The sequence below is a fragment of the Cohnella sp. GbtcB17 genome (assembly GCF_019091135.1).
Taxonomy (GTDB): Bacteria; Bacillota; Bacilli; order Paenibacillales; family Paenibacillaceae; genus Cohnella.
The window spans coordinates 1-24,356 of the sequence record NZ_JAGXJW010000041.1 but is presented as its reverse complement, the minus strand read 5'-3'; the positions used below and the strand labels follow the sequence as shown (position 1 = coordinate 24,356).

The window sequence follows — 24,356 nt, the reverse complement described above, 5'->3', positions numbered from 1 at the left end:
AGACCCGACCCGATAAATGGCTCGAGGTCACTTCGCAGCGTCGGTCGACGCCTTCAGGACATCGCGCACGGATAGCGGCGAGCGGCCTAGCAGCTGGCCGAGCGTCGGATCGACGGCCGCGAATTCGCCTTCCCGGCTGGCACGGAAGATGCCGAGCAGCATATGGGCTTGCGCTTCGGGGACGCCGTGCGAGACGAGCGTGTCCCGATACGTATCGTCAGATACGACCACGCGCCGAATGGCGCGGCCGGTCAACTCCGAAGCGATCGCGGCAATGCCGGCGAGGTCGATCGCTTCGTTCGCGGTGAGGCCTGGCGAGAGGCCGTCGAGACGCTGCTCGGTCAAGGCGATGGCGGCAGCCTCGGCAAGATCGGCGTGCGTGGTCCAGGAGACCGGGCCATCCTCGGGGGCGGCCAGCTCGCCGGTCGAGAGAGCGTTGCCAAGCAGCATGAGCGCCGATGCGGTGTAGAAGCCGTTGCGCAGCGACGTGAAGGCGACGCCGGATGCCTGAAGCGCCTCTTCGGTAGCGGCATGATCGATCATCGGCGCAAAGTGCGAGGATGGGGACGAGCCCATATGACTCGTATAGAGAATGCGGCTCGCTCCGGCCTTCTTGGCCGCGTCGATCGCCGTAAGGTGAAGCCGAACGCTCGCTTCGCCGAAGCTGTCCGAGGAGACGATCAGCACTTGGGTCGCGCCTTCGAAGGCGTGGGCGAGACTGTCGCCGTCGTTGAAGTCCGCTTTTCGGACGCGTACGCCCTTCGCTTGCAGATGCTGCGCCTTCTGCGGATTGCGCACGCTGACACCGAGCCGTTCAGCCGGAATGCGCTCCAGCAGCCGCTCCACCGTCATCCCTCCGAGTTGACCGTTTGCTCCCGTTACAATGATCATGTTGAATCACCTTTCTTTATCGATATGCTAGACTGTACAGTGTAAAGGTAAACGGAACGGGGGACCCGAACAACCGGCATTCGGCCGATTACGTTGCGTAGCCGACATGGCGGTCGATGTGTCGGGTTTGGACCGCCGAAAGGGACGAGGTCAAATATGCCAGTTAACCTGGACGATCCCCGCGTGAAGCGGACGCGTCAGCTGATGCTGCAATCCTTTATGGATCTGCTTGAGCAGAAGAAAAACATTTACTCCATATCGGTACGGGACATTGCGGCCCACGCAACGGTGAATCGTGCCACCTTTTATGCCCACTTCGACGATAAATACGCATTTCTGGCCTGCTGGATGAGCGACAAGTTCCGCAAGGTCGCGGAGCTGCGCCTGCCTGCCTATGCGCTGACGGGAATAAGCGACCTGGAGACTTTGATTCATGTCACGTTTGAATTTATGGCCCGACTGCGTCAATATACATCGCCTGGGGACGTCCAATTCGAGCCGATGTTCGAGATCGCGATTCAGAAGGAGATCGAGAATCTGCTGCTCCAATGGCTGCGCGACAGTGAGGGACCGCAGGCACCCGTCGCGGAGGGCATGATCAAGACGCGGGCGGAAGTGATCAGTTGGGGGATATTCGGATCGGCCATGCAGTGGAGCCGCCACCCCGGACAACGTTCGTCCGAGGCGATGACGCGGGACGTGCTGGCCGTGGCTGCGGCGGTATTGGCACCGACAAGCTGACTCGCCGCGTGTGTGCAGCTGTGCGGCCCTTGGCCGATGGGATAAGCTAGGCTCGCTTGGCCTCTCGTCCGCCGTCTTGTTCTGATATGCGGAGAAAAAAGGAGAAATGTAGCATGGGAGTTTCTGTTTATTACACTTGCATGAGAAACCATAACCTTACCGACAGTGAGAAGCAAGAGATAACGGCCATCATTGATAAATACAATGCGGGTTTTGAAATGAAGGATATTGGAGAAACATTTTGTGTTTATGACTATGATCAGGATAAACCAACAGTGATCTTTGCAGGTTCAACAAAGCTACCCTTTTCAGATAATTTTGAGGATACATTGCATGCGCTTTTTTATTGGTTGAGCTGTTTGACGGATATTAGAAGAAGTATTTCTAATGGGGATTGGCATGTGCACCTGGATGATACGGATGCCATCTGGGATGAGGATAAGGGTTGGAAAATGCCGGAGGATTAGCTCTCGTATTCCTAATGAACCTCAAACAAAGGAGCAGCTTTTTACCTTCGTTCGCTCGAGGACAGTTTTTCGAAACTTACGGAGGAGTGGACGAGGAAACAAAGCTGTTAGCGCGACTGATCGCGGTATATATACCGGTACTGATCTTGATGCAGGCGGTCGATGATGGACATGAAGCGATTGCGGCTGAGGCGAGGTCGAACATTATACGAGCACTGACGGATTAAACTTATTATCCTTGTGGCTAAGGGGCTGCCAGCTATCGGCATCAATTGTTGCTAAAGCCTACAATCGAATACTCGAAGAGAGGAGCTCCGCTTCAAGCAAAGCTCCTCTCTTTGTCTCAGCCTACATGCGCCACAGCCCGAACCTCTACCCACTGTTCCGGAAATGCCAGGTAAGTCACCCCGATCATGCTTCCCGCCGGCCGATGCTCCCCGACATACTTTTTGAATAGACCGATCGCGGTTTCCCCGTGCTCCTGCGCATTCGTCAAATACAGCTCCACGTAAGCCAGATTATCCTTCGTCGCTCCGAACGCTTGCAACACGGCATCCAAATTCTCCAGCGTCTGCGTCATCTGTGCCCGAATATCGCCTGCTCCGACGAACTTGCCCTCTGCGTTATGGGAGAACTGTCCCGAGATATACAGCGTGTTGTCGACAAGGTACCCCTGCGAAATCCCGTGATCCCAGAGATTATGGTTGTACGTTCGAATGGTCGTCATTGCTTTAGCCCCTTTACTTTAAAGTAAGGCTAGTATAGACTGGGCGAAAATAAAGGGATAGTACGCACAAAGAAGTGGACTACTATCCGAAAGGATAGTGTGAACATGGGCATTTCCGATTTGAGGGGCAAGGAAACGGTAATCCAAGACACACCGTTCGGTTATACGATGTCCGTGATCGGCGGAAAGTGGAAGATGGCGATTCTGTACCTGCTGTCCGCCAAGCAGCCGGTTCGATTCAACGAAATGCAGAGACAGCTCGGAGCGGTGACGTACAAAGTCCTCAGCGCGCAGCTTAAGGAGTTGGAGGCCGACGGGCTGGTGGAGCGCGTGGAGTATCCACAGATTCCGCCCAAAGTGGAGTATTCGCTGACACCGAGAGGACAGACGCTGCTGCCTGTGTTGGAGCAGCTTTGCGAGTGGGGAGCACAGAATCGGTGAGATTTTACGTATTTTTGCAAGGAACGGGAAAATCCCTATGGCTACTCCGGTGAGTATTGGGACGAAATCACAACGCTCCAATACCTTCGAATCCACTGGTACGACGTAGGTTGGGACGGAAAATTTCTTGAACAACTTCTTTGCTAATTTTGTCATCATCATCTTGATTTTCTAGTACTACAGCAAGTGCAGTCATTTTAAGATGTGCAGCTTCTGAAAAAATACTTCGCCGCTGATATTAACAGCTTCATCGACGAGACCGACGATCTTGCCGCAGTGCAAATATTGACTGGCCTTATGTCAAGTAGGAAAGTACACCTTACGGTGGGAAAAAAGCGTAACATAAAATGTTGGCAGCCACAGGACCACCATTTGTTTTCACCGATAAACCCGATAAAGTGTACTTGGAAATAAAAAGTAGCACCAATATAAAGACGTTATTAAGTCTTTGTATTGGTGCTTGCCCTTACATAAGCTTTAAATACCAGTGACTATTTTTCTATAATCTTCTGGGGTTATTGAAAAGTCATGAACCATTTCAAAAACCTCTTGCGTCTCCTGTATAGAAGAAAGCTCAGTGGTTAGTAATTTTATTAATTCTTCTAGCTCCTGGTGTTGCTTCTGAGAGGACCAAGTCAAATTTAATTTTCCCCATTCATACAAACGCATTAGTTCAATGTGAGTCCATTCTGAGAGATTTTGTTTTCTGTCACTTAAATTAATGCCGCTGGTTGTTGTTAAATCCATGAGTTGTAAAGATTTTAGCAAGCTAGAACCGGAATTAATTTGAACATATATATTACTAATTACTACTTCAGGCCAATCTTGTAAAAGTCTCTTCCTCATATCACTGGTTATGTTTTCTAGAATTGAATGATCTTTTTGCCAAATGAGTTTTCTAATAATAATCGGTATTAATCCATTACTTTGAGTAAAGTCACGAATGCCTGAGAATATCTGCCAAGAAGTAATACCCTCTTTGCTCCATTTACGAATCCTTAATACCTGTTCCATGGACAATATATCATCTTGCAGATCTTTTTTAACATTAATAAATTGCGGTTCTTCCGATAAGTATTCAACTAATGCTTCGTGACGAAAAAAAATTACTGGATGAACGGAGGAACAAACAACAGAGAGTTTTTTGGCGTTACTTGTCTCATTTGGCTGAGCCAACTCATCTCCTCCTTAAAAATTATTACCTTGGTGTTACGGAATCAACCCATTGAGGCTGGCCTCCACCATTAGGAATAGAATAAACCTTTCCTGTGCCAGGATTCCAGTAGAGGTTAGACTTTGATTTCCCAGTTTGGTTTTTTAATGAAGGCCTGTGTGAAAGGGTTCTTTTTACCTCCGTATTACACTCACCGAATTCAAAATATGGTATATTTGGATCAGTCCTGTGTATGCAACAATAGGAGGAACAGATGTGAAGAAGGTTTTAGTATTCGTTCTTTTGTTAATTATGGTCGTACCGTCAGCAGCTTTAGCACATTCCGGCCGTACAGATTCAAACGGGGGCCACAATTGCTCCGCTAAGTCAAAGGCTAAAGGCTTATGTAGTGGTTACCATTATCATAATGGTGGAGGCTCATCCTCATCCTCGTCCGATTCTTCTTCATCCAGCTCATCCAGCAGCCATTCGTCTAACGGCACGTCCACAAGCGCTAAGAGTGGAGTGAAGAGCACCTCATCCAAATCAAAGTCTTCTACGGTTCAATACAAGAGCGCAAGTACTTCCATTTACTTGAATAATGAGCGGTTAGCCTTTAATAATGCTCCCATTGTAATTAACGATACAACTTTGGTTCCTCTGAAGGCTGTGGCAGATGCCGTAGGTGCATCTGTTCAATATGACGCCAAGAACAAGGTTATACAGTTGAAAAAGTCGGATAAGTCTGTTGTGCTCGTGGTCAACAGTAAGACCATGAAGGTAAACAATGTTGCTTCTACGTTAAACGTAGCGCCGGTTATCTATAAGGGTACTACCTATGTTCCCATCAAAGTTTTCTCCTTAGGTCTTGGCATTTCAATTTCCTATGACTCGTTTTTGGATCGTATCAATATCGCGTCTTAATCGATAAGGATCAATCCTGGCGGCCATAGTGCCGCCATTTGTCTTCTTCGTCATCTATGTAAGAACGTTAGACGAACAGGTTAATCCAAGTTATTTTCATAAAGAGGAAAGGCGGCAAGGTCCTGTGAAGGAGTACGCATGGTTTGCTTGGCTTATTGTCATCCCGATTGCTATGGGGATCATCTCAGGACTAATGCAGCCAGCTAAGAAGAAAAGGAGCGGCAATCGGCGGAAGCGTCCTACTAAGACGGTGAATAAGAAGACTACGACGCTGCCCTCGCGAACGTCGAAGTCTTGCCGTTCGGATGAGGTCCTTCTGACGTCAGCACTTGATCAATTAAACGGAGTAGAGTTCGAACGTCTGCTGGCACTGTATTTCAGAGGTCAAGGCTACCAAGTTCATGAGGTGGGCGTCGGCGGCAATGACGGAGGCGTTGACCTTGTAGTTGTGGACAAGCGAGGAGAACGGACGGCTGTTCAGGCCAAGTGCTACGCAGACCATAACTTTGTGCCAGTTCAGACAGTTCGGGAATTGGTCGCGGCGAAGCGCAACCACAACTGTATTCTATCGCTTCTGATTACAACATCAGACCTGACCAAGCCCGCCAAAGCAGAAGCAGAGAAGTTCAAGGTGGATTATTGGCACGGAGGCGTAATCGAACAAAAGCTTAGAGCTTGGGGAAAGTGGCAGCCCATAAAGTCACGGCGGGCATAAGCGTAACAAAGTCTGGCGGCCACAGGGCCGCCATTTGTTTTCGCCGATAGATCCGTTAAGGGGAACCCATATCGCAGTGCAAGTTTATAGTTTTTTAAATATTATCTCATAAAGCATATTACGCATTTCATCCATCTTTGAATGGTTTCTATTAAGGATCTCAAATAATATGGGATAGGCCATGATAAATATTCCAAGCAACTGAACTGAAAGAGTTAACCACAGCAGGGTTGTTTGATTAAAGGTAACTTCCTTTAATTCCGAAAAAGGAATCAGTCTTGCAAGCAAGACCACTATCGTACCAAGAAAGCTAATTAGCTTGGTACTCCTTTTTTTATCTCGAAGTTTTTCATTTAATATTTCAATTAAATAGTGAATTTTGTTTTCAGATGCTGTCTTATCCGATGGATTGTAAATTCCCTGTTTTTCAAGCAAATCAATTAGAATGACATACTTTCTTTCTAGAAAATCAATCTTTGTGCCATACTTTCTATTTCTAATCCTGGAAAGTTCTTTGTCGATAAACCAATACAAAAATATAGCCGAGATGAACATCGGGATATAGTAAAGTTGATTTGTATAAGATCCCAAATGACTGAAAAGAAAAATGAAAATAAATAGAATAGTAGCTTTAATTTGTGATCTAAAAGTAATAAACCTTAAAATCATTTTACTTGTAGAGAGATCTTTTTTGAATTGCTTAAAGATTAAATTAAATGTAGTCATATACTCCCCCGAAAACAATTTTTATTAATAGTACTTTTTATATACAGATCGGGTTTCAACCCACTCATCGGATATCAAAGGGCAAGTCCATCCGCTAACTGTTGGACAGGTTGCGCAGGACTAGCACACATAGGAACACCTGCATACAAATTACATGTATTACTGATTTAAAGGATAACAGTGTGTGGGATATCACAGTACGGTCGCTAATCAGCCGGACAAGGAGGATGCCGAATGGATAAAAAAGCCCAAAAAATATTGCTGAATACCTTCTGGTCGTCAAAGGGGTGGAAAGACGGACCGTATGCCTTTGCTGGCGAGGACTTCGACTATGCCAAGAGCAAAGGGCTTATGTTCGATCCTATCACGATCCATCATGATGATCTCATTAAGCGATTGCACGAATTGCATCAGGAGATTACTAAGGAACGGGTAGCCGCTGCGTTCCTGCACAGTCTGTCTACGAGAAAAGTTTATCTGAGGAGCTCCCTTTCAAGCTGGGCGCTGACTTCCGGGTTGCCTTTGCATTCCTATGAACAGCGGAGCTCGGTGCGGACAAATACGAGCAGCTGCGGGGATTGTAATTATCATCGGCTCATGGCGGATCGGGAATATGTGGAGGAGGATTTAAATGTGCTGAATTTCGAGCGGGTCAAATGGGGAGGCGTCCGCTTGAACGATCTTCTGTACTGTTGGCTGGACCTCGAACTACTCAGTAGAGAGGAAGCGATGGAATGTACGGACGAGGATGTGGCCATCCTCCACAACATGCTCGAAGCGATTCGGAGCTGTGCGGACAATGAGAGCGCCCGGATGTTGGAGAAGCGTTGGAAGAATGCGATGGTTTCCAGCAAACAAGAACGGGATGCGGTGATGGAAATATGGGGATATGCCGGTTTGCTGACGCAGCGTGATACACCCCGTAAACATAGAGGTGTAGGTCTTGATTTTAACGCTATGGCGCAATGGCAGGGGGATGATGGATACTCCGAAGAAGCGCTTGATTATTACTTCGGAGCTTACGTTCTTTAGATGATATTCTTGAGGAGGCTTAAATGTGAATTTAGAAAGCGAAAGAATTTATTTGCGAAAACTTGAAGAATTAGATGCACCGATCATGTTAGCTAATACAATGGATGAAGAAATACGTTATATGACAGGTACTAAATCTAACTTTACGTTGGAACAAATTCAAACGCATATAAATAATATTAATAACGATCCTTCTCGCTACGATTTTGCTATTTGTTTAAAAGACGATGACCGAATGATTGGTGAATTATCTATTTCGGATATTGATGAAGAAAATAAAAAAGCAGGATTTAGAATCACAATGAATTCAATTCAATTAACAGGAAAAGGTTATGGAACTGAAGCTATTAAAATTGTATTACGATTTGTTTTTGAAGAACTAAAATTAAATCGATTAGAATTAGAAGTATTTAGTCATAATCTTCGGGGAATAAGAGCATATGAAAAAGCAGGTTTTGTAAAAGAGGGCGTTTTACGTGAATCTTTGTATTATGACGGAACTTATTCCGATGAAATTATTATGGCAATGATTAAAAAAGATTATATGAAGATGTAGTGTTTACTCCGGCACCCAAACGGATGTGCGGCTCCGAAGTCTGCTTTGGAAGAATTGGCACCACTGGGACGTTGCAGATATCGTTGTATTTCTAGCCCAGAGGAAGCGCGATGGATCACGGGGCAGTTCATTGATGCTGCCGGTGGATTCCAGCTTAAGCGAGCAAGCGGATCTGGAGCAGGCCGATGCGCCAGAACGCTTGAAACCGTCAGGGAAGCTCCTGACGGTTTTTGGCTTCTGCGAGCTTTTACGAGGTCGGGAATGGGGGCGTTAGGAAAATGAGTAATCCATCACGACGATCCCATCTACGAATGGGCCGATAAATTGCAAAAATTGTTGATGCAGGGGGTGCTGAATATAATCCCGGCAAGCCGGCTGATCCTCAAAGGTAACTCGGATCCCCAGCGTAAAACCCTGCGCGTGCTCGACTTCCTCGGTTATGTTGATCCCGGCGCTAAGACCAACGACCCCCGGAATTTTCCCTTTAAAGTCATGTGCGCGCTTCACCGCATCTTCTTTCACTTCAGTAGAAACATTGGGCTTGAACTTCAATAGCACGATATGCTCAAACACGTGAATCCCTCCTAGGTCCCGGTTTAGTTTCGACTTTGATCCGCTTCAATGGCGAGATTTTTCCTTCATCCATTTCACGAAATTGTCGACTACGAGATCAAGGTACTTCATGGTAGGTTCGTCCGTCAGCTCGCCTTGCTCGTTAAGCTTTTCATGAACGAGGCCGATGTACGCTTCATTCCCCGGCAACAGCGGCGAAGAGATGCCGGACGAGAACAGAATGTCTCGCAGATGGCCCTGCGCTTTGACCGATCCCAACAATCCCATGGAAGATCCTACGATCCAGGAGGGCTTCCCGATCATGACGCGATCCACGCGGGATAGCCAGTCAATCGCATTGGCCATGACGCCGGGAATCGTCGAATTATACTCCGGAGTGACCCACAACACCGCGTCGGCAGCAGCGACTTGCGCCTTGAAGTCGATAACCGGCTGCGGCGGAGTCGTCTCGATATCCTGATCGTAAAAAGGGAGATCCCGAATGTTCAACAGATCCAACTGGAACAGATGCTGATAACGGTTCTGAATATAACGGGCTAACTTCAAGTTGTACGAATCTTTACGAATGCTTCCGACAATGGCAGCTACTTTCATTTTCATCACCTCTATGAGTATCTTGCTATTCTCCCTAAGGAGGACATAGACTAGTGTACATGGGCTTAACGAGGACAGGGAGAGATCTGGATATCGTAGGATTGGGAATCCTACTTTCATAAAGGGATAGGAGGCATGGCGATCATGGCGAACAAATTGGATCGTTATGAGGAATTAGCTCGTTTTTTGCGCTCACGCCGTGAACGAATAACTCCAAGGCAAGCCGGATTGCCGGAATCTGGACGCAGACGCACACCCGGGCTTCGTCGCAGCGAGGTGGCTCTGCTGGCCGATGTAGGATTGGATTGGTACACCTACTTGGAACAAGGGCGTCATATCAACGTATCCGCCGAGGTTCTTGATCGAATAGCAGAAGTGCTTCGGTTCGATGAATCGGAACGCAGGCATCTATACCATCTTGCCCGCAAGCAATTTCCCTTGATCGATACGAAGCAACCCTCTAAGGTAACTCAGGAACTTCAACGCTTTTTGGATAGCCAGAATTTGTCCCCTTCAAATGTCATGGATGCGCGAATGAACATCATTGCCTGGAATGAAGCCTACTGCGCATTAAATGGGGACCTTGCGGCGATGTCGGAGAGGGAGCGAAACTTTGTCTGGATGACGTTTACTTCTCCCCGTTTCCGCTATATTAAGGGAGACCAATGGGAATTGCATGCGCGACGGATCGCCGCTCATTTCCATGCCGGGTATGCGCGTCACGGCGACGACCCTTGGTGGTCCGAGCAGTTCGAGGCGCTGTCCCAGGCTAGCGGGGAGTTTCGGGAATTTTGGGACGCTCATGAGGTTCTCGATGCCATTGATGCTCCCAAGACGCTGCATTGTCCGAATCTCGGGATATTGAATTTTGACCTTGTGTCGTTTCAGTATTCGAACGATTCGAATTTGACCATTTCCATTCATGTTCCCCAACGAGACGGCACAGCGGAGAAGATGCAGCGGCTGCTGATCGAATATCGGAGCCGGCGCTCAGAGCCGCTTGAATCTTCTCAAAGAGTTTAGTACGGAGGCAATCAGAACTTTTTTAGACATAAATCAAGGCACCCATGCGGGTGCCTTGATTCATCTGCGGTTCGGCGCGGGCGTCGAGCCGACTACGCCGTAGCGGTACAGCACCTTGCGGCCGATCCAGCCGACGATGCGGTCGGTTGTGAAGCCCATCAGGCCGAGGCTGATCAGGCCGACGAAGATCCAGTCCGTCCGGAAGAACAGCCGCGAGTTCCAGATCAGGAAGCCGACGCCTTCGTTCGCCGCCATCATCTCCGCGCCGATGATGGCCATATAGGAGGTGCCCATCGCGAGGCGGATGCCGGTGAACATATAAGGCGTCGTGGCCGGAATGACGACGTGCAGCAGAATTTGCCATTCCGAAGCGCCCATGCTGCGGGCGGAGCGGACCTTATCCTCCTCCAGCGACAGCACCCCTACCAGCGTGTTGATCATGACGATGAACAGCGTCGCATACATGATGAGCGCGACCTTCGACTGCTCGCCGATGCCGAACCAGACCAGGAACAGGGTGATAAAGGCGATGGGCGGAATGAAGCGGATAAAATTCAGGAACGGCTCTGCGAACACGCGGATGACGGTCACGCGGCCGATGATCAGCCCGAGGGGAATCGCGACCAGACTCCCGAGCGACCAGCCGGCGATGACGCGATAGAAGCTGATGCCGATGTCCTTCAGCAGCGTGCCGTCGCTCAGCAGCTCCCGCGCCCCGCCCCAGGTCTCGACCGGCCCCGGAATGATGTCCGGTCCGTAGATCCAGGCGCCGAGCTGCCAGAGGGCAAGCGCGATCACCCAGAGCAGCGGGATCGTTATCCATTTGTTGTTCAATATGTTCACGGATAGCCCCCTCCTTCGAGCCCGGAATCGAAGTGCGACTGAATCCGCCGATTCAGAGAGAGAAACTCGGCGGATGCGGCGTCGCGCGGATAGGGCAGCGGTACGTCATAGACGTCCGCGATGCGCGAATCGGGTCCGGAGGACATGACGCCGATGCGTTCGCCGAGCAGGATCGCTTCCTGGATGTCGTGCGTAACGAAAATGACGGTCTTGTTCGTCTCCCGCCAGATCTGGCAGAGCTCCTTCTGCATCGTGCGCCGCGTCATCGCGTCGAGCGCCCCGAACGGCTCATCCATCAGCAGAATCGCCGGATCGTTCGCCAGCACCCGCGCCAGCTGGACGCGCTGCTACATGCCGCCCGACAGCTCGCGGGGAAATTTGTTCTCGTGGCCGGACAAGCTGACCATGCGGATGAACCGGTCGGAGATCTTCCGGCGCTCGTCCTTCGGCGTCTTCTTCATCTTCAGCCCAAACTCCACGTTCTGGCGCACGGTCAGCCAGGGAAACAGCGAGGAGTCGGCCTGCTGAAAGACGACGGCCCGATCCTGCCCGGGTTTGCGGACTTCGACGTCCCCGACCCGCAGATCGCCTCCGGTCTTGGAGACGAAGCCGGCGATGATGTTCAGCAGCGTCGACTTGCCGCAGCCGCTGGGGCCGAGGAGCACGAAGAACTCCCCGCCCCTGACGACCAGGTCGACGTCCTTGATGATGTAGTGCACGGCGCCGCCGGAAGAGCCCGGCTTATTCGCCGCGTAGCTCTTGCTCAAGCGCTCGATCGTGATGGTATTGGATGATGACGGGTTCGCTAAAGACATGACGTTCCCTCCATTATTGGCCGTAGGTGACCCGGTCCGGCACGGCCTGCTTTAGGCTGTCCAGGCCCAGCTTCGAAGCCAGGTCAAAATCCTTCTCGATAATGCCGTTGTCGACCATGTACTGCTTCTGGCCCGACAGGCTCTCGAACGATTCCTGCGAAAATCCGATCGCCCAGTTGACCGTCGACAGATCGCGCAGCGTCGCGTCCTTCGGCTGCTTCACTTCCGCGAACATAATGTCGGCCGTCTCCTCCGGATTCGCCGCGATGTACTGCGAGGCCTCTTCCACCGCCCGCAGGAAGTTGGCCACGCCCGCCGGATGCGCCTCGAGCAGGCTGTTCGGCGCGATGACGTCGCCGCCGATGCGCACCGGCGTCTTGGACATATCGGTCAGCTCGTGCGCGCCTTCGATGGTCTGAAACTTGGCGATCAGCGCCGCGCCGGTCACCCAAGTCGCGTCGATCTGCCCTTTCTGCAGCGCGATATACGCTTCGTCCAGCCCGCCTTGCCCGATCTGCTCGGTGTCCTTCACGGCGATGCCGTTGGCCTTAAAATATTCGTCCCACAGATAAGGCAGGAACGTTCCGCGCAGCGTGCTCAGCTTCTTACCCTTCAAATCGGCGCCCTGCTGAATGTCGTCCTGGGCGAACAGCTTCCACTGGGCCGCCGCCGCGTCGGTGTTCGTGCCCGTCGCCGCGATGATGGAATAGTCTCCTTTGCTCACCGCGTTCAAAATCGGGAAGTCGGCCCCCCACGCCAGGTCGGTCTGCTTGATGAACAGCGAGTTGATGCCTTCCGCCGGCGTAGCGAATGTGACGATGTCCGCGTCGATGCCGTATTTGTCGAAGAAGCCTTTGTTCTTCGCGACCCGGAACACCGGATTGCTGACGATGTCGGCAATCTTCACCTTGATCGGATCGTTCGCCGCCGGCGCAGGCGAAGAAGCTCCGGCCGTCTGCGCAGCGTCCGACGAGCCGGCGCTCGGGGAGGCGGAGCCGGACGGCGAGGTGCTATTATTGTTGTTGTTATTGTTGTTGCCCCCGCAAGCGGTCAGGATAACGGCGAACAGCGCGACGGCTGTCAGCATTCCGAATATGGAACGCGTTTGTCTGGCGATCCTGATTCTATGGATAATGGTCCTCATTTTATTTTCTCCTCCGGTTTCCGTTATCGAATGGATCAGTCCTCAGACGCCGGTCTCTCGCCGATGCTGGGTACGCAGAACGCCCCGTCCTCGAAGGAGATCGTTCCGGCGATCTCGACGACGGACACCGCGCCTCTCGCCGCCGCTCCCGGCACGCGATAATCGGCGACGTCGATCGGCGCGATCGCTTCCTCGCGCGGCTTCTCGAGCTGTGGAATCCATTCGTACGGCACGCGGTAAGCGCGATAGACCATATTCGAGTTGCGGTTGTTCTTGTAGGGCGAGATGTACTCCCACACCAGCTCGTGTGCCGCCGTAACCTCGAAGATCCGTCCGTCCGCCCCTTCGGTAATCAGCGTGTTGCCGTTCGGCAGCCGCTGCGCCGAGCTGATATACGGACTGTAGAAGCGATAGGAATCGAGCGGCGCCAGATAACCGGCCTCGGTCGGCGTATACTGCCATTCAATCTCGAGCGTCACCGGGTTGATCTCCAGCACGCGCGAATGATCGCGCACAGCGTTCTTCAGGCCGTCCGGCGACGCCGGATTCGGCAGCCCGTAGCCGCCCCAGCCGCCGTTGTCGAATACGAGCAGATTGCCTTCGCCGGGCAGCCCGCGTGGAATGATGTGCGCGTGATGCTGGCCGACGATCCAGCCGAGATGCTTGACTTCGGGCTTCGAGAAGTCCGGGCCAAGCTGCCAGACAATCTTGCCGGTCTTGCGGTCGGTAATGGCGATAATGTTCGACTCGCGGGCATCCCAGATGACGTTGTCCGGATGAAAGCGTTCGTCGCCGGCATCGTAAAACTTGTTCGGACCGACCCACGAGGCGGAATTGATATGCATCCAGTCGCCGCCGGTATTGCCGCCGAAATGGCGGCTGTTCGGGTCGCGGAACAGCGCCGCCTTGGCGTCCTCGTCGAAGCCCAGCTCTTCGAAATGATCGCTCGCCGCCCACTCCCAGACAATGTTGCCTTCCCAGTCCACTTCGATAATGACGTCGTCCAGCAGCAGCTTATCCGAGATTTCGGGTTTCGTCACGTTGCGATGAACGAGCACCAGCGTGCGGCCGCCCAACGCCTTGGGCTCCTGTCCCGGCACATAGTAGCCGACCGGGTTCCCCTCTCGCTGATAATCGTGGTGAGCGCGTGCCATCCACTGCGGCTCGTAGCCGGGGTCCTCGACGAACTCGAAGCGGCTGAAGCCCCAGACGACGTTGCCGTCCCAATCCAGCTGCACGAGATCGATCTCGTCCTGGAAGCCGTATTTCGGATCCCGCTCCTTGGTGCTGCCCGTCACATAGCCGCCCGGCAAAATCTTGTTCGGAAAACCGCGCAGTCCCTTCCACAGACGAACCTCCTTGCCGCTCATATCGATCAACAGCGCGCCGAGCTCGGCTGCCTGGAAGATCGTGTAGCCGCTCCAGGCTTTTTCCGGCAAGTATACTGTCGCTCCGGTAGGGTAAATCGTAGGATGTCCCATGATCCATCTCTCCTCAAATTTAGTAGTTTAAGAAACGGTTGTTCGGCGGGGAGTGATCCGGCCGTTTGCCGGGCTTCTCCATCGCCTGCTCCGCATTGTCCTTGACAAGCTCCATCACGGTTTCCGAGAAATGCGCCAGCCGATCGGCCATATTCCGGAAAATCTCCTTCTGCGTCTCCAGCTCCTGCCCGGTAAAGTCACCGAACAGGAGCGTGATACATCGCTGGCCCACATCCCGGTTCCGCGCGAGCATCGCGCGTCCTTCCGGCGTAATGTCGAGCAGCACGGTGCGGCGATCTTCTTCCATTCGCCGGCGCCGCGCAAAGCCCTTGTTTTCCAGCTTGTCGCACAGCGTCGTGATCGCTCCGGAGGTCAGGTCCAGCTCTTCCGCCAGATCCCCGAGCCTCTGCTCGCCGTCGCGGTTCACCTTCTGCAGGATCAGCATGCCGGGCAGCGCGATCCCTTCGACCGACACCTTGTCGCGTTCCTTCACAAACTTCCGAACCATCCGCCGGAACAGCCAGTCGATTTCCTCCAAACGTTTCCATTCTTCATCCGTCATCCTTTTTTTGTCGCACCCTCCTTCAGAGCATCAAAAAAAGACCGCAACTGTCCCCGAATCGGGGATCGCTGTGGCCTTTGGTTGGTCCAATCGGCTTATGAAATTGCTTTAACACTAAAATAACGAGTGCTAAAAGGTTTATGAGACGATATTAAACCCATAAATCACAGAAGTCAAGTCGGAATTTTTAGTTGGTTCGTAATAATTGATCAAATATTAATCTTGAAAAGTAAAGTGAATGGTATAATAGTTACACTTGAAATAACGGAGGAGCCTACATGGGACAGCACGTAGATCTGTTCAATATGTTTGAACAAGTTTATAACCAGGCTCCAATGGGCATTGTGCTCACGTCGGTTGTAGGGGATATATTAAAAGTAAATCAGGCATTCTGTGACTTATTGGGCTATTCTCATCAAGAGATAGAGGGGCTTTGCTATAAAGATATTTCATTTCCAACTGATTTCACTGAAAATGACCATTTGATTAGAGAATTAGCTGAGGGTCAGCGTTCTTATTTCCATTTGGAAAAAAGGTATATTCGAAAAGATAAAACGACGTTATGGGCATCCTTGCACGTATCGTTCGTTCAAGGACAAGCCGGGAATCATCCCTACTTGATATGCCATGTGATTGATATTTCCGAACAGAAGAAGGTTGAATTGCAATTAGTTGAGCGGGAAAAGATGTTTAGACTCATTACAAATCATGCGCAGGATATCATTTATATCACTAAACTGGATGGCATGTGTGAATTCATATCCCCATCCGTTTTTGATCTTCTTGGCTACCGCCCGGAAGAGTTTATCGGAAAATCGAACAGCGATTATTATCATCCTGAAGATTTAAAACGTCTGAGGAAGCTGAACTTTTCGCAGCAGGGTATTCTTCGCTATAGATTGCGCCACATCAATGGACATTACTTATGGTTTGAAACCACGTACGAAGTCGTCGGCGAATTGCCGGAAGACCAAAGGATACTTGCGATCGGTCGGGAAATTACGGATCGATGGAGAAGCGAGACAAACCTGAGGGAAGCTCAGAAAATTGCCAAGCTGGGTAGTTGGGAATATTATTTTGACACAAAAGAAGTGTGGGTTTCCGACCAAGCGTCTGAAATACTAGGACTTGATAATCAATCCGGACTTTTTAAGGCCGCTGACTTGCTTGAGGGGGTTCACCTCAAAGATCGCGATCAATTGTTAAACGCCATCAAGAATGTGTGCAAGGGAGATTTAATTGAACAGGAATATGCTTTTGCTGATAAGTATCTTAGTATAAGGGCTGTTGCTTCAAGCGATAAGCTTGGTGGAACGGTACAGGACATTACTGAGCGCAAGCAAGCAGAACTAAAACTGCTGGAGACCATTGAACGATATACATCGCTTAAACATTATAACCACGATGCCATTTTTTCATTTGATTTAGCTGGGAAAATTGAAAATACGAATCCCGCGGCATGCAGACTAACGATGCTGCCTATAACGTCATTACGAGGCTTGAGCATATGCGGGTTCATTGGAGAAGCCAACTGGAACTTGATCCGCAACGGACAGATGGAGCTGGCTGAACAAGGTATCCATAAAATCTTTAGGAGTGACGACACATCGGTCGAGGTGTTAGCTACGATTGCTCCTATCGTTGTTCATGACCAAAAAGTCGGTTACTTTCTCATAGCAAAGGATATCACGGAGCAAAAGCAACTCATGTTCTCTAAAGAAGTAGCGGAACGTGCCAATGAAGCAAAAAGCGATTTTGTAGCCATGATCAGTCATGAGATCAGAACGCCATTAAACGGTGTAATCGGGATGGCAGATCTGTTGCTTGATAAGCAAACCTTGCAGCCGGACGACAAGGATTGTATTGAAGTTATTCGAAGCAGCGGGGAAATGTTGTTGAAGATCGTTAATGATATCCTGGACATCTCCAAGGTCGAGGCCGGGAAAACAGTTCTGGAAGATCACCCTTTTTCGATCAAGGATGAAGTCTCCAGGACAGTTGAATTATTAATACCGAGAGCGCAGTCCAAAAATATTGAACTGTCCCTCTCCTTCGGTCCCCAATTAACGGATGCCGTGAGAGGGGATGCCACACGTTTAAGACAAGTGTTAACAAATCTTATCGGGAATGCCGTTAAGTTTACCGATCGAGGCGGCGTGCGTGTAAACGTGACTCAACTTAAGGAAATCAATCATAGAGCCTGCATTCAATTTGAGATCGTCGATACCGGAATCGGAATTCCGCCGGACCAGGCCGGTCATATTTTCGAACCCTATGTACAGCTCGCTAATTCTTCGGCGTCACAAGGGACTGGCTTAGGACTGTCCATTAGTAAAAAGCTGGTTGAACTGATGGATGGCCAAATTTGGGTCGATGCCACTCCCGGGGGAGGGGCGACGTTTGGATTTACGGCCTGCTTCCAACCGTTGGAGGGAAAAATGACTTAATGGTCTCATTAAAAAGACATCGTCTCGGAGGAGCGATGTCTTATTTAGTTATGTTCAGTGTTCAGTTGCCTATTTCATTTACTACATCATCTGCATCCGTGGAGCAAGCCAGCTCTTTCTGTGCTTCCAGTGCGGCCAGTCTGTCCAGCAGGGCTGCCCGGATTTGCTCATAGGCGTCACTGCCCAACGCCATACGTATCGGCCCCTCGCCCTGATCGACACGGTGGATAATCTGCTGCGCCATCTTATCCGGATCGCCGATAACCATTTTGTTGAACATGCTCATATCTATGCCTGGCAGTTCCCCCTTCATCAGGCTAACGAATTGGCCCGCCTCCGTATTTCGGTATTCGTCCATCCGCTCGCCGATCACGGCGTTGCTTAAAATGAAATTCGTTCGGATCCCGCCGGGCTCCACCATCGTGGTTTTAATATTGAACGAAGCCACTTCCTTAGCCAGCGCTTCGAAGGCCCCTTCGACTGCCCATTTCGAAGAGCAGTACAGTCCCATGCCCGGAATCGAATAATGACCCGCCATACTCGAAATCTGTACAATGTGACCGCCGCCCTGCTTGCGGAAAAAAGGCAGGACTGCACGGGCTGCACGCAGGGAGCCGAGCACATTGGTCATGAACAGATGCTCAATTTGCCTGTCGCTTGCTTCTTCCACTGCGCCATACAATCCATAGGCGGCATTATTGACCAACACATCGATCGTGCCCAGCTCTGAAAATGCACGTTCCACAACTTCGGCAATTTGCTGAGGGTGGGTCAGATCTAAATGAGCCTGCCATAGTTGGGAGCCATACTGTGCCTGCAGATCATCCAGCACACCCGGCTTGCGTACCGTTGCGGCTACACGGTCCCCTCTGTCCAGCAACCGGCGAGTTATACGTGCAGCCAAGCCTCCTGAAGCTCCTGTAATAAACCATGTTTGCATGCTAAGTCCCCTCCAATCGTTGTCTTCCACTGAAGCATACAAGCAACGGGAGGGAGCTAGCCACAGCACGTCTATTCTATTAACGGGAGTAACAGTCTACGGGAGCGGCCTGTCCTGCTCCAGTACACGCAATAATCTCTCCTCCGTGCCGGAACCGGGCACCGGAACAAAGAAACACCAGTGCAGTCCAGGGTCGTTATCGATGACACCCGCCGAATGGAGCGTGAACTCCATCTCTTGTGCGTCAGGAAGACGAAATAATGAGGTGGCTACGCGCTTTTGCTTGACTTCATATAGCTCCCATAAATGCACGAAGTCCTCGCTTTCCCGTCTCAAGCGTTCGAACCGTTCCATATATACCGGGTTGTCCTTGTAAAGGTCAAAGCTTGCCCGCATAACCGCTACGGAGTAACGGGCGGCACCTTCCCAATTCAGCAGTCTTGCACGGTAATCCGGCTTTAAAAACATAATCTCTATCATATTCCGTTCTTTGTCCGGCAGACTGCCGAAATCGGCTATGATCAGTTCTGCTGCCCGATTCCATACGATCACATCCGTACCTTCGTCCGTTATAAAAGAAGGATAATAAAGCTGATCTACGATTTTCTGCAAAACGCCGGTATCCGGCCTTCCGTTATTCGGGACTGTCACGACACTCGCCGCGTCTACATGGGCCAGATCGAACAGATGCTTCTGCTCATCTTCGTCAAGCTGAAGCGCTTTGCCGATACTTAGCAGCACTTCCGGCGAAGGATTCACCTCCTTGCCTTGCTCCAGCCAGGAATAGTAAGTCACGCTGATATGGGCAAGATAAGAGACTTCTTCTCTTCGAAGTCCCGGCGTGCGCCTTCGTCCGGGCAGCGGCAGGATCCCTGCCTCTGAAGGCTGCAAGCGTTCTCTGCGCGATTTGATGAACTCGCCCAATGCGGATGAGGAACGATTCGGTTTCAAGCAGCTCACCTCTAATTACTTATATGGAAGAATACGTATCGAAATTAAACAAGAACCCCAAGCACTTCGTACACGATTATTATAATCTCTGTTCAGGTGTCGTCGCCATGCTGTGGCTAAGCCTTCCTTCTTTACATCTTCCACTCCCAATGCTATCATGCAAACATGACGTTAACGTCATATTATATCCTGGAAGGAGTAATCCATCATGAACCGCATGCGCATTGGCGATCTGACAGAACGAGCCGGGGTAACCCAGCGCACGGTTCGCTATTACGAGAGCATTGGATTGCTTCCGTCCGGCGAGCGCGAAGGCAACGGTCATCATTACTACACGGAAGAAACGGTCGCTCGTCTGCAAAAGATTGATCAGTTGAAGAAGGTTGGCCTAAGTTTGGAGGAAATTCGGGACGTAATCGAGCTTTACTTTACGGATACGAGCGAGGTGCTGCCGAAACGAAAAGTCCTCGGCATCCTGTACCGGCATCTGGCCGACACGGACCAGAAGCTTGAAGCGCTCGGGCAGTTCCGCAGCGATTTGCAGTCGAATATAGAACGTTTCGAGCGGTGGCTTGAGGCCAATGAGAGGGATTAATTTTTTTTTGCCCTAAACATGACGTTGACGTAATGTTTATCGCCCTAAGGAGGTTAAATTCATGAGAGAAAACATTGGATTTATCGGACTCGGACTGCTAGGCATGCCAGTCGCCGCCAATCTGCTCCAAGCAGGATATGCGTTGACCGTATACAACCGCACCCCGGAAAAAGCGGCACCGCTCGTCGCTCAAGGTGCGCTGCAGGCGGGCCGTCCAGCAGACGCTGTGACAACCGGCGGCATCGTCGTCACCTTGGTGTGGGACGATGAAGCGTTGGAAGACGTCGTTAAAAGCGAAGATTTCCTAGAACGCCTGGGCATAGGCGGTATTCACCCGCACGCTCACTGGAAGAAGCACTAGGTATAGCCGAACGCGGCGGGGTTGATCCCAAAGCGGCGGTCAATATGCTTACGAGCACTCTGTTTACCGCCCCCATCTATCAAAGCTATGGCAAAATGCTAGCCGAGAAGTCATCCATACCCGAAAGTAAAATTCCGCAGAAAGATGTTGGCCTCTTGCTGTCGGCAGCGCAAAGCGCACAACTCGCGGCTCCGCTTGCTGGCCTGCTGCTTGATATGCTAGAGAAGGGAGATCGGAGCAGGACATAACGCTGACGTTTGGAGGGGATTGCTGAACGGTGTCGAATAGTAGGATCTAGAGTTCTCGTTTTCGACATCACTGTTTTGGAGGAACAAAATGTTTTTTGCAATCATGCACGATATCCGCTTTAACAAGTACACCCGAATCTTAGTTACCATTGTTTTAACCGTCGCGATCATCTTCTCCTCTGCTCTGTTACCTGTGCAAGCTGCGGTTCAGACGGCGTATCCGTCCTCCGTTCAACCTATCGTCAATCCGCTGCAGGTGTATTCCTATACCCGTATGAGCGCCGATTTGCAGGCTCTGTCGGCAAGATATCCTCGACTCATTAAGCTTGGTTCAGCAGGGAAAAGCGAATATGGCCGTTCGTTGTTCATGGTCGATGTCGGCCATGGGCCTGCCGTCATTATGTTGAATGGCTCACATCATGCTCGCGAGTGGATGACGACAATCGTATTGATGAGGTTGATTGAGGAAATGGCCGTTCAATACGAGAAAAACAGTATAGTCTCGGGCGGGCTTCGTGCCCGCGACCTGCTGGATCGCGTCACGTTCCGTATCGTTCCCATGGTCAATCCCGACGGCGTGACGCTCCAGCAATTCGGCTTGAGCGCTTTTCCGGAAGCCGACCGCGCGAATCTCATTTATATGAATAATGGCAGCAGAGACTTTAAGCGTTGGAAAGCGAATGCCAAAGGCATCGATCTGAACCGACAATACCCTGCGAATTGGGGTGGAATCGCGAATGCAGCCAATAGGCCGACTTATATGAACTATAAAGGCGCCCAACCGCTGCAAGCGAAAGAGGCGAAGGCCATGTACGACCTCGCGCTCGCCGTCAAACCGGAAATCTCGCTTGCCTATCATACGTCGGGCGAAATCGTATATTGGAATTTCCATACCCATCCGGCGAACTACAGCCGCGATTATAGCTTTGCGTCCGCTTACGCCAAGTTAACGGGTTATTCGCTCGTAGCGCCGCAGCCCAATCCGTCCGGCGGCGGGTTCTCCGACTGGTTTATCCAGCAGTTCGGCAGGCCCGCCCTGACGCCAGAGCTCGGAGTGGCCGCCGGATCGACGCACGTCCCGCTGTCGCAATGGAATCGAATCTGGCGGCAGCATAAAGATACGCTATGGATGATAGCGGAGAAAGGCTACGGCCTATGGTTGAAGCGGCAGCCGGCTGCTCAATGGACGAAAGAGGTTCGACTGCTCGCCGATGAAAAAGGATACCAATTCCCTGAACTTCGTTCGAAGTCGGCGGGTATCGTATATAAAGGCAGCTACCAAACGTTGCGACAGAAAGGCGATTGGCTGGAAATCTCCTCGCCGGCAGGTTCCGGCTGGATCTCCTCCAGAGCGGTCATAACAGGTCCGTTCGAGAAGCCGATGAACCTGGCCGTCAGCTTGACGGAGCAAGTCGTTCATTATGAAACGCCGATTGCTACGGAGCCCTCTCCCTCCAAGCTTCAAACGCAAACCGCCATCGTTCTCGAGCGTTGGGACGGTTGGCTTCTCGTCGAGGCGGTGGAGAGCATGATCTGGATCCGCGAGGCAGATCTACCGGCTGATGCCCTGACGACGATCTCGGAGGAAGAGACGCAAGAAGGAACGGAAATACCATCCAGTGATGCGACTACGTCTGTAGAAACAGAGGCGGACAGCGGGAGTGTTCCCGTGAATTCGTGAGCTTCTGCCGACCTCAGCGAGCCTTTCGAACACAATAATGTAGCAAGGCTTACCCCGCAGCGCCTCTATCTGCGGATGATCCCTTTTTCCTACGGATAAACAGCCGATCGATGAAAAAAGCGATGAGCAAGGACAGGGCGCCGAGCATAACCGGTATGCCAAACGCTTCAAGAGAGAAGGGCCTGCCCTCCAGCTTCAGGTGATCGGTGGCGCGATATTCAAGCCTCTTGGCGGCAAACTTCGCTGTCCGGATATCCTCCTGCCTGGCCAAATCCTCGAATGCGGGATCTATTGCGAACCGATCCGCCGCGTCGCGGTGCAGGAACAGCAATTTCGTGCTGCTGCCGCTGTTCTTCCATTGGTTGATGTCATCGGCGGCTGCAGCCTCGGCATCGGCACCGACAACGATCATTTTCGACAGCTTCGGCACGTCTTTGATCTGATAACGCGCGACGAGGTTCAGGCCGTGCTTCGTTACGATCGGTTCGTTCGCGCTGGAGACGGTCAACGTCGTTGTCGTACCGGAAGCGGCGTACGTATCGAATGCGGCGGACAAATCCAGTTCATCGGCGCCGTTATATAGCAGCACACCCGCCTTTACTTTGTTCCATTGAAAAGCGTTATTCAGTACGTACGTTATATCGCTGAGTCCGGCGACGAACGGTTTCATTTGCGGGTTTGTCACATAATCGTAGGAGGGATAGTTCATCTCTCCTGCCACTTTCTTCGCCGCCGCCTCGCCCAACTGCTGGGAGACGACGTATAGCACAGCGTCAATTCCCGAAGTCAGACCGGCAGAAGATACGAGGTTGCCTTGCGGGACGTAGCGCCGATCCTTCACCCACTGGATTTCCGGATATTTCTTTATGAGCCGGTTGATGTCTCCCCAGTGCGTCGCAGCCGATTTGCCGTTCAGCAAGCCGGTATCCGCCAGGTTTTCAGCCCCATTGCAAATGGAGAGCAATGTCGTCTTGGCACCCGAGTGCTTCCGAATCCATTCCCGGACGGGCGCATATTTTTTCTCGTTCAAAATCGGCATAAACGGAATGACGATAATGTCCGGGCTTTTACCGAGCATCGCATCCATCTCGTCAAATGAATAATGCGGGACGACATCGAGTCCGCCCGTTAGCGATTTAATCTCGCGATCCGGGGCAACGCCGTATACATTGTAAGCTTCAGTCATCGCAAACATTTCGTACGGGACGAGAAAATCGAACACTTCCGTCACTTCGTTCGCCAGCAGCACGGCCACTGTCGGTTAGTTTGCGTCATATTTTGGTACCTTTACATCCGTCAATGAAGGGGCGGTTTTATCGTATACCGACATTCCGGCATTCATGGTATGGACGTACCCGATGGCACCTGTCCCCCGTACGACGACGACAAAAACGATGATATAGATAAGGATGCGTAGTATAGTTTTCACTTGATCCGTTCCTTCCACAGCTAGATTGCTTACTCGTAAAATATAACGAAACAAGATAAACATAACCTCTGTCTGTGGTTCGATAAGTTCCGATGGCTTCGGAGTGATTTAAACGATAGAAAAGACAAACAAGCAGCGGCATCCGCTGCTTGTTCGTGTAATTTTACGCATGGTTTCGAGGATCATCTCTGCTTTCTCTGAATGACGACCTTCCCCCTCTTAGGATTCGTTTCGCACTTGCGGTACGCTTCGGATACTCCTTGAGATGTGAATGGTTCAATCCCGCTCAAATGAAC

The 24,356-nt window shown here is 51.1% G+C and carries 24 protein-coding genes and 3 pseudogenes; 13 read left to right on the top strand and 14 right to left on the bottom strand.

Annotated features, from left to right (window positions below; translation table 11 throughout):
* Positions 1–27 precede the first annotated feature (27 nt).
* The gene (locus KVT38_RS21585; RefSeq protein ID WP_217595817.1) at positions 28–891 is read right to left on the bottom strand and encodes an NAD(P)H-binding protein; all 864 of its coding nucleotides are present in this window, start codon (positions 889–891) and stop codon (positions 28–30) included.
* Positions 892–1,047: 156 nt separating this feature from the next.
* On the opposite strand from KVT38_RS21585, the gene KVT38_RS21580 reads away from it, so the two are divergent.
* From KVT38_RS21580 to KVT38_RS34905, 3 genes and pseudogenes are all read left to right on the top strand, one after another.
* The gene (locus KVT38_RS21580) at positions 1,048–1,632 is read left to right on the top strand and encodes a TetR/AcrR family transcriptional regulator (protein WP_217595816.1); all 585 of its coding nucleotides are present in this window, start codon (positions 1,048–1,050) and stop codon (positions 1,630–1,632) included.
* Positions 1,633–1,745: 113 nt separating this feature from the next.
* Complete coding sequence (locus KVT38_RS21575) at positions 1,746–2,099, top strand: hypothetical protein (RefSeq protein WP_217595815.1); 354 nt, start codon at positions 1,746–1,748, stop codon at positions 2,097–2,099.
* Positions 2,100–2,134: 35 nt separating this feature from the next.
* Positions 2,135–2,326, top strand: a pseudogene (locus tag KVT38_RS34905) (aminoglycoside phosphotransferase); the annotation flags it as partial.
* Between the two features lie 116 nt (positions 2,327–2,442).
* On the opposite strand, the gene KVT38_RS21570 reads toward KVT38_RS34905, so the two are convergent.
* Positions 2,443–2,826 (bottom strand): RidA family protein, encoded by a 384-nt coding sequence (locus KVT38_RS21570; protein ID WP_217595814.1) that lies wholly within the window; start codon positions 2,824–2,826, stop codon positions 2,443–2,445.
* 105 nt (positions 2,827–2,931) lie between these two features.
* On the opposite strand from KVT38_RS21570, the gene KVT38_RS21565 reads away from it, so the two are divergent.
* The gene (locus KVT38_RS21565; RefSeq protein ID WP_217595813.1) at positions 2,932–3,267 is read left to right on the top strand and encodes a winged helix-turn-helix transcriptional regulator; all 336 of its coding nucleotides are present in this window, start codon (positions 2,932–2,934) and stop codon (positions 3,265–3,267) included.
* A gap of 477 nt (positions 3,268–3,744) precedes the next feature.
* Here KVT38_RS21565 and KVT38_RS21560 read toward each other — a convergent pair whose 3' ends face one another.
* Positions 3,745–4,443 (bottom strand): hypothetical protein, encoded by a 699-nt coding sequence (locus KVT38_RS21560; RefSeq protein ID WP_217595812.1) that lies wholly within the window; start codon positions 4,441–4,443, stop codon positions 3,745–3,747.
* Positions 4,444–4,696: 253 nt separating this feature from the next.
* On the opposite strand from KVT38_RS21560, the gene KVT38_RS21555 reads away from it, so the two are divergent.
* Together KVT38_RS21555 and KVT38_RS21550 are read left to right on the top strand one after the other, a co-directional pair.
* Positions 4,697–5,344, top strand: a complete 648-nt coding sequence (locus KVT38_RS21555) for a copper amine oxidase N-terminal domain-containing protein (protein WP_217595811.1) — start codon at positions 4,697–4,699, stop codon at positions 5,342–5,344.
* A 124-nt stretch (positions 5,345–5,468) separates the two neighbouring features.
* Positions 5,469–6,059: a restriction endonuclease gene (locus KVT38_RS21550; RefSeq protein ID WP_368859145.1), complete on the top strand. Its 591-nt coding sequence runs from the start codon at positions 5,469–5,471 to the stop codon at positions 6,057–6,059.
* 84 nt (positions 6,060–6,143) lie between these two features.
* On the opposite strand, the gene KVT38_RS21545 is transcribed toward KVT38_RS21550, so the two are convergent.
* Positions 6,144–6,785 carry a hypothetical protein gene (locus KVT38_RS21545; RefSeq protein WP_217595810.1) on the bottom strand — a complete coding sequence of 214 codons (642 nt, stop codon included), beginning with the start codon at positions 6,783–6,785 and terminating at the stop codon, positions 6,144–6,146.
* Positions 6,786–7,019: 234 nt separating this feature from the next.
* Between KVT38_RS21545 and KVT38_RS21540 the strand changes: the two genes are divergently transcribed.
* Both KVT38_RS21540 and KVT38_RS21535 read left to right on the top strand, forming a co-directional pair.
* Complete coding sequence (locus tag KVT38_RS21540) at positions 7,020–7,817, top strand: hypothetical protein (RefSeq protein WP_217595809.1); 798 nt, start codon at positions 7,020–7,022, stop codon at positions 7,815–7,817.
* A gap of 25 nt (positions 7,818–7,842) precedes the next feature.
* Positions 7,843–8,373 (top strand): GNAT family N-acetyltransferase, encoded by a 531-nt coding sequence (locus tag KVT38_RS21535; RefSeq protein ID WP_217595808.1) that lies wholly within the window; start codon positions 7,843–7,845, stop codon positions 8,371–8,373.
* Between the two features lie 270 nt (positions 8,374–8,643).
* Here the strand turns inward: KVT38_RS21535 and KVT38_RS21530 are convergent, their stop codons facing one another.
* On the bottom strand, positions 8,644–8,946 hold the full coding sequence (locus KVT38_RS21530; protein WP_217595807.1) for a Dabb family protein: 303 nt from the start codon (positions 8,944–8,946) through the stop codon (positions 8,644–8,646).
* 45 nt (positions 8,947–8,991) lie between these two features.
* Positions 8,992–9,540, bottom strand: a complete 549-nt coding sequence (locus KVT38_RS21525) for an NADPH-dependent FMN reductase (RefSeq protein WP_217595806.1) — start codon at positions 9,538–9,540, stop codon at positions 8,992–8,994.
* A 144-nt stretch (positions 9,541–9,684) separates the two neighbouring features.
* Here KVT38_RS21525 and KVT38_RS21520 point away from each other — a divergent pair, with 144 nt between their 5' ends.
* Positions 9,685–10,563 (top strand): helix-turn-helix transcriptional regulator, encoded by an 879-nt coding sequence (locus tag KVT38_RS21520; protein WP_217595805.1) that lies wholly within the window; start codon positions 9,685–9,687, stop codon positions 10,561–10,563.
* Between the two features lie 60 nt (positions 10,564–10,623).
* Here KVT38_RS21520 and KVT38_RS21515 read toward each other — a convergent pair whose 3' ends face one another.
* The 5 genes and pseudogenes from KVT38_RS21515 to KVT38_RS21495 all read right to left on the bottom strand — a co-directional run bounded on the left by KVT38_RS21515 (position 10,624) and on the right by KVT38_RS21495 (position 15,408).
* Complete coding sequence (locus tag KVT38_RS21515; protein WP_217595804.1) at positions 10,624–11,406, bottom strand: ABC transporter permease; 783 nt, start codon at positions 11,404–11,406, stop codon at positions 10,624–10,626.
* Positions 11,403–12,221: pseudogene (locus KVT38_RS21510) on the bottom strand (ABC transporter ATP-binding protein). Before KVT38_RS21510 ends, KVT38_RS21515 begins: the two are co-directional and overlap by 4 nt.
* A gap of 13 nt (positions 12,222–12,234) precedes the next feature.
* Positions 12,235–13,365 carry an ABC transporter substrate-binding protein gene (locus tag KVT38_RS21505; protein WP_254639421.1) on the bottom strand — a complete coding sequence of 377 codons (1,131 nt, stop codon included), beginning with the start codon at positions 13,363–13,365 and terminating at the stop codon, positions 12,235–12,237.
* 35 nt (positions 13,366–13,400) lie between these two features.
* Positions 13,401–14,846 carry an aryl-sulfate sulfotransferase gene (locus KVT38_RS21500; protein WP_217595803.1) on the bottom strand — a complete coding sequence of 482 codons (1,446 nt, stop codon included), beginning with the start codon at positions 14,844–14,846 and terminating at the stop codon, positions 13,401–13,403.
* 19 nt (positions 14,847–14,865) lie between these two features.
* A complete protein-coding gene (locus KVT38_RS21495; protein WP_217595802.1) occupies positions 14,866–15,408 on the bottom strand; it encodes a MarR family winged helix-turn-helix transcriptional regulator in 543 nt (180 codons plus the stop codon).
* 278 nt (positions 15,409–15,686) lie between these two features.
* Here KVT38_RS21495 and KVT38_RS21490 point away from each other — a divergent pair, with 278 nt between their 5' ends.
* Positions 15,687–17,855, top strand: coding sequence for a PAS domain S-box protein (locus tag KVT38_RS21490; protein WP_217595801.1), 2,169 nt, complete (start codon positions 15,687–15,689; stop codon positions 17,853–17,855).
* Positions 17,856–17,916: 61 nt separating this feature from the next.
* Here the strand turns inward: KVT38_RS21490 and KVT38_RS21485 are convergent, their stop codons facing one another.
* Both KVT38_RS21485 and KVT38_RS21480 read right to left on the bottom strand, forming a co-directional pair.
* Complete coding sequence (locus KVT38_RS21485) at positions 17,917–18,795, bottom strand: SDR family oxidoreductase (RefSeq protein WP_217595800.1); 879 nt, start codon at positions 18,793–18,795, stop codon at positions 17,917–17,919.
* Between the two features lie 96 nt (positions 18,796–18,891).
* Entirely contained in the window at positions 18,892–19,755 is an 864-nt protein-coding gene (locus KVT38_RS21480) for a helix-turn-helix transcriptional regulator (protein ID WP_368859144.1), read from the bottom strand.
* Between the two features lie 199 nt (positions 19,756–19,954).
* Between KVT38_RS21480 and KVT38_RS21475 the strand changes: the two genes are divergently transcribed.
* The 3 genes from KVT38_RS21475 (at position 19,955) to KVT38_RS21465 (ending at position 22,631) form a co-directional block, all read left to right on the top strand.
* The gene (locus KVT38_RS21475; RefSeq protein WP_217595798.1) at positions 19,955–20,341 is read left to right on the top strand and encodes a MerR family transcriptional regulator; all 387 of its coding nucleotides are present in this window, start codon (positions 19,955–19,957) and stop codon (positions 20,339–20,341) included.
* Between the two features lie 61 nt (positions 20,342–20,402).
* Positions 20,403–20,702, top strand: coding sequence for an NAD(P)-binding domain-containing protein (locus tag KVT38_RS34900; protein WP_254639420.1), 300 nt, complete (start codon positions 20,403–20,405; stop codon positions 20,700–20,702).
* 336 nt (positions 20,703–21,038) lie between these two features.
* Positions 21,039–22,631 carry a M14 family metallopeptidase gene (locus KVT38_RS21465; RefSeq protein ID WP_254639419.1) on the top strand — a complete coding sequence of 531 codons (1,593 nt, stop codon included), beginning with the start codon at positions 21,039–21,041 and terminating at the stop codon, positions 22,629–22,631.
* A 49-nt stretch (positions 22,632–22,680) separates the two neighbouring features.
* On the opposite strand, the pseudogene KVT38_RS21460 reads toward KVT38_RS21465, so the two are convergent.
* Positions 22,681–24,060, bottom strand: a pseudogene (locus KVT38_RS21460) (DJ-1/PfpI family protein).
* Positions 24,061–24,356: the final 296 nt, after the last annotated feature.